This window comes from Geobacillus sp. ZGt-1, assembly GCF_001026865.1.
Lineage (GTDB): Bacteria > Bacillota > Bacilli > Bacillales > Anoxybacillaceae > Geobacillus > Geobacillus thermoleovorans.
The window spans coordinates 44,922-50,296 of the sequence record NZ_LDPD01000026.1; the positions used below are offsets into that span (position 1 = coordinate 44,922).

General features: G+C 52.2%; 4 protein-coding genes and 1 pseudogene. 1 reads left to right on the forward strand and 4 read right to left on the reverse strand.

Annotation, left to right across the window (positions count from 1 at the left end; genetic code table 11):
* The 4 genes and pseudogenes from VU18_RS13865 to VU18_RS13880 all read right to left on the reverse strand — a co-directional run.
* A pseudogene (locus VU18_RS13865) lies at positions 1-225 on the reverse strand (hypothetical protein); the annotation flags it as partial.
* 163 nt (positions 226-388) lie between these two features.
* On the reverse strand, positions 389-790 hold the full coding sequence (locus tag VU18_RS13870; RefSeq protein WP_047758307.1) for a hypothetical protein: 402 nt from the start codon (positions 788-790) through the stop codon (positions 389-391).
* 183 nt (positions 791-973) lie between these two features.
* Positions 974-2,932: a phosphodiester glycosidase family protein gene (locus VU18_RS13875; protein WP_047758308.1), complete on the reverse strand. Its 1,959-nt coding sequence runs from the start codon at positions 2,930-2,932 to the stop codon at positions 974-976.
* A gap of 157 nt (positions 2,933-3,089) precedes the next feature.
* Positions 3,090-4,322: a CAP-associated domain-containing protein gene (locus VU18_RS13880; protein ID WP_047758309.1), complete on the reverse strand. Its 1,233-nt coding sequence runs from the start codon at positions 4,320-4,322 to the stop codon at positions 3,090-3,092.
* Between the two features lie 220 nt (positions 4,323-4,542).
* On the opposite strand from VU18_RS13880, the gene VU18_RS13885 reads away from it, so the two are divergent.
* Positions 4,543-5,286, forward strand: a complete 744-nt coding sequence (locus VU18_RS13885; protein WP_047758310.1) for a hypothetical protein — start codon at positions 4,543-4,545, stop codon at positions 5,284-5,286.
* Positions 5,287-5,375 lie beyond the last annotated feature (89 nt).

Below are 5,375 nucleotides of genomic sequence, written 5' to 3' on the forward strand. Positions count from 1 at the left end.
TTTTTTTGCCGCCTCATAATCGCGTTTGACTTGGTTGAAGAGACGGTACGGCTTGGACCATTGATCCGCTTTCATCGCCCGCTCAAGCTGGGCGGCATGCTGTTCAAGCCTCTCCACACTTGGGAACGGGGCCGCTTCCGCCTGAACAGCCAACAGCGAAAACGACAACCAAAACACCGCCAGCCATCCGATGATGGAAAATGCTTTTCTCCGTTTTCTCCTCACACTTTCACCTGCTATCTATGAAAATAGTAAACATGTATTTCAATTTTACTGGAAAAGACACAAAATGAAAATATGTTCTGAAAAAAATCGAACTTAAGCCCTTCAAAGCATAAAATAAGGCCGACTCTTCAGCCACCTTTTTGACTGTCAGAGCCAGCCTTGATCAACTAAAGTCCGGCCAATGGGTTTGCTGCTTGTCGCCGTCGATTTTGCTCAGCGTCCGGTAGCGAAACGGAACGATTTCCTGCTCTGGCTTGCCAAGAAACTCTTTCGCCCATTCGAACGGAATCAAATCGAACTGCTCCTTGTTTTCAGCGATAAAATAGACGCCGACGACTCTTCCTTGTTGATGGAGGTCAATTGTCAAAAAAGCCGGGTAATACGTGCCGTCTTGCGCCCGCAGCACCGCTTTGGCCGTCACCCGACCGTCCCCTTCGTCTTCCACATCCGGATTGGCGATTCGCTCCAACACTTTGATCGCCCATCCTTGTTTTTTATATCCTCCGACCAGCTTCGGCGGATTTTTCCGCAACTGCTCCAACAACGTTTGCTCGTCCATCGTCAAACTTTTGCCTCCCTTGTGGTTTGCCTATCCGCCCATTTTATAATATATACAATACTTTTCAGAGAAATGCAAATGCCTAGAAGAGCAGCATGCAAGGACTTTCTCGATTTCGGAACCCCTATCGATGAGCAACATCCCTTGTTCATTCACCATCCTTCTAGGCAAGCAGGGGAGGCGAGCGCATCAGCGGAAGATGGCGCGAAGGCCGTCGATATAAATCGCTCCGGCGTTTTTCCGTCCCGCTTCCGTTTCCATATAACGCACCGGCATCTCCAGCATGAGCGGAAGCGCGACATCGCTAGGCACAGCGGCTTGCACATATTTCCAACCGGTCCAATCGACATGGCGGGCAAAATCGATCCAGATGCGGCGCCCGCTTCCATCCCGCAGCTGGGCGCGCAGCCAATGGCCGCTTCCGTCTCCATACACCCACATGCCAATCGCTTGCGGCCGTTTCGAAATCCAAATCGCTTCCTCCCGACTAGCATAGACGCCGGATGTCCCTGGCATCCCGCGAAAATCATATGAAATTTTCAGCGCCTGCTTTCCTTCTCTCACCTTTTCTGTCGTCCGCTCGACCGCAGCCCCCACATAGTTGACGCCCGATGCATTCCACTTCGACTCCGTTTCAAAATCATCAAGCACTTCTTCGCTTTCCCCGTTCTCTTGCGTCTCTTTGTACACAACAAGAAGCGCATTCGCCACCGGACGCGCAAATCCATCAGACGGTTTGTTTTCGACTTTGAGCTGCCCGTTTGGCTGGCGGACGACAAATGTCGAAGAACCGCCGCCATCGAGCGTCATCGCATCGACGGCGCCAAGCTCATACATCAGCTTGGCCAGCTCATTCAATGTCATTCCTTGGCTATGGGCAGGCTGGCGGCCATCGACAACGACGAGCATGACATTTCCGTTCTTGTCAATGCCGACGGCTGTACGCGGATGGACTCCTTCAATCGAAAACGGCTGCACTTTTCCATCCGCCACCAACCGGTATCGGCCGCCGAGCGCTTCTTTCACCCCACTCCATTCGGGCTGGTCATACTGAAGGGAAATTTCCACCGCATCCCCTTCTTTCGCCTGCCGCAAATAGTCGCTCGCCCGGCCATGGCCCGACAACACGAGCTCTCCAGGCTGGAGCGGTTCATCGCCTTGACCGACTACAACTTTCTTCACCGTTCCGGTGACCGTTCCATTCCCGTTCAACACCCCTTGTACATTCGTCAGCACGACTTCCGTCCCAAGAGCGTTCGTTTTCGTGGAAGCAGCGAAATACGGGGTGTACAAAATCAACTGATGAGCGCGCCGCGGCTTGTTGATGCCATCGACGGGATATGAGCTTCCTTGTCCAATTCGAACGCCAATTTGAACATCTGGGTTTCCAATCATCGGCTTCCCATCAGCGCTGATGCCAAAAATCGTCCGTTCCGCCGCCGGCGTCGTATTTGTTATCACAATTTCCCCACGGTGCACCATCAAATCGGTCGGCGAACCATCCTGTTTGAAATAATCGCCGTTCACCGCCGCCAGCACGGTTCCGTCGCGGCCATCGTACCGTTTTGCCTGCTCAAGCACCGGTTCAATGCCAAGCACTTGATCATTGGACAGCGCCGTCTCAATGACCAGCCTCTCATTCGACGTATCGATGTCAAGCTTGTACACGTGCTGCTTGCCGCGCGTTCCGACGACTTCCATTTCCTCTTTTTCCACCCCAGAGGCGATGCGCGTCGACACCTCCTTTACCACCGTGCCGACCGCCAACTGCCTCGCTCCATACCGCCCCGGATTGACAAGCTTCAGCTTCTCCCTCGACGGCGTTTTATACACAACATGTCCTTTGATATTGGTGACGTAATATCCACCGCCAACCCCGTATTGGCCGCCAAACGCCTCGTCATACGAATACACCCGGTACTGTTCTCCAGGCTGCAACACGCGGACAAACGTCAGCGCCCCGTTTTCCCGTTTCCATAGGTTAATCGGTTTCACGATCTCCAATTTTCCAATTTGCCCCTGCACAAGGCGCATGCCTTCCCAGTAGACGACATTCGCTCCGGCATCCGCTTCTGGCGCTTGCAGCGCCGTCCATGCGGCCAACACCGCCCCGACCCCAATGCGGATGATGTTCTTCGCTTTTCCCACTGGTCCCCTTTTCCTCTCTTTCTATCATTTTGTTGCAATCGATTCTATTATACGACAAACTTCTACAAAAAGGGGGATCTTTTTCCATTTATCTGGTCAAAAAAAAATGTCCCAGCACTGCTGGGACGCTCTTGAGAAGCGAAAGGATCATCCGCGGTCACGGAGCATAAAACTCTTGAGAGTAGTAGGGTTGATGGAATGAATTGAACGCGACCCCGACGCCAAGGCGGGTAAAGTCCGGGTATAAAAGATTTTGCCGATGCCCGAGCGAGTGCATCCACGCTTCATGGACAAAAATCGCATCGTATTGTCCGTAGGCGATGTTCTCGCCCGCCACGCGATAAGCGATGCCATGGCGCTTCAGACGGTCAAACGGCGACAATCCTTGCAAGTTCGTATGAGAGAAGTAGTGATGGACCGCCATATCTTCGCTATGTTCACGGGCGGCCGCCGCCGCCTTCGCATCCCACGCGAGCGCCGGAAGCCCGTGCAAGCGGCGCGCCGCGTTTGCTAAATCAAAAATTTGATATTCATACGCTGTGCGCAGCTCCTCCGTCGTCGTTCCGTAAAACCCGGGCTTTTCATCCTCGAGCGCCCGATTGACGACAAGCACGCCATCCACCCGGTTGTTGTTGTACCGGTCATAAAAGAAGGTGACGTAGCGGCCGTTGACAAGATAGGTCCCGTATTCGTCATTTTGAATGTCGTAGACGGCATCCTTTTTTTGGATGAAGACGAGCGGCCGGCCGTAGCGCGCTTCCACCACCGTTTTCGCCGTTCCGATGCCCGTTCCTTTTTTCGTTTGGACGATCGGTTGGTTCGTGTACATCGCCGCCACCCGATCACGGTCATAGCTCACCATCAAAAAGTTTTTGTAACCGCCTTGATCATACGCCTCCCAATATAGGCCGTAGGCGTTTTTCGTCTTGCGCTTCGCCGTGCCGTACATCGCTTCGACCTTGGCGCGCGAGTCGCCGATCGCCACCCCGTTCATCGTGACATCCGCCATGTTTGCCTTCGCCTGCTGCACGCATAAAGCAGCGGCCAACTTCTCTCTTGACGGCGTTTCATAGCGGACGCGGGCATCGTTCTTGATCCCATATCCTCGGCCGACACCAAAATAGCCGCCGCCTAGCGCGTACACGCGATACACCGCACCGCTTGGCAGCGTCTTCACTGCTTTGTTCGACAACCATAGCTCTGTCGGCGCCATCACCGTCAACCGGCCGATTTGTCCGGGCTTCAGTTCAGCGCCGTCCCACCACACTTTTTCCGTTCCGACAAGCTCCCCGCAATCCTCCGCCTTGACCATTGATGAACTCGGCATCCAAAGCCATCCGGCCGCAGCCAACAGCATTCCGATTGCCACCGCCTGCACCCATTTCCTCACTTCCGCCCGCTCCTTCCTTTCTCTTTTTCTTTCATCATAGAGGTCTTTCCATCAAAAGAAAAGAGAAAAAAGAATGATTTCAACGAAAAAGAGGCCGCTTTGGCTGTGCAAATGTCGAAATTTCGTCAAACAAGCTTCGCACCCACTTGGCTAAGGGGCGAAATATAGGTTAAAATGGATCATATTATTCTTCCATTTTCGTGAGAGAGGAGCATACTTTATGAAGATCATGAAAAAATTTCTAGCAGTCTCAGCGCTAAGCGCCGGAATCCTTCTGTCGCCATTTCACGCCCACGATGCGCAAGCAAAAGTTTGGTGGAATGGCATGGAATTGGTGCAGGGACAGATCGGCAAATTAACTGTTTTGAAAGATACCGAGCTTTATAAGTTACAAGGAGAGAAGAAAGTTTACATAAAAACGTTAAAAGCCGGCGGAGTCTATCGCATTTACACGTTTAAACCTGGCATGTTAGGTTTAGGCGGCGGATATTATGTCGATCGCGATGCCCGGGTAAAATACGAAACTCCTTCCAAAGCAAAACTCAATCAAGTTAAAATGGAACAGCTGTTCCGTGGAGTAAAACTCGGCATGTCCACTTCTCAAGTCAAGAAGTTGGAAACCGCAAAATTTATCCTACAAGAAAATATAGACGGCGGCCAAGCCTGGGTCTATTCGACTTCTCTTTTCGGATATCATACGCTGCTCGTCTATGGATTTGAGAACGGAAAGCTTGCCTTCTACGGCTACTCGTTCGATGCCGGCCAGGAGTATACAAACGATCAGCTCACAGCGATTTACAACAATCTGAAACAACAGCTCATCACGCTATTTGGAAACCAGTATGAACAGTCCGATTCTGGCCAAGACTACCCGCCTGCACTCGCATTTCACAAAGACGGCCTTGTGATTGCCCTTTCCTATGATGCGGACGGGTTGGCGGTTACGGTCACGAGTGAACAATAACGTGCAAAAAGCGAGGCTGCCCCATTCATTCGGACAGCCTTGCTTTCTTGCTTACTCCCCATTCACCAACTTCAACTTCTCCTTTGACG

Excerpts from the sequence above, each read along its gene's own strand:
- VU18_RS13885 (WP_047758310.1), top strand. The coding sequence starts at position 4,543 with ATGAAGATCATGAAAAAATTTCTAGCAGTCTCAGCGCTAAGCGCCGGA.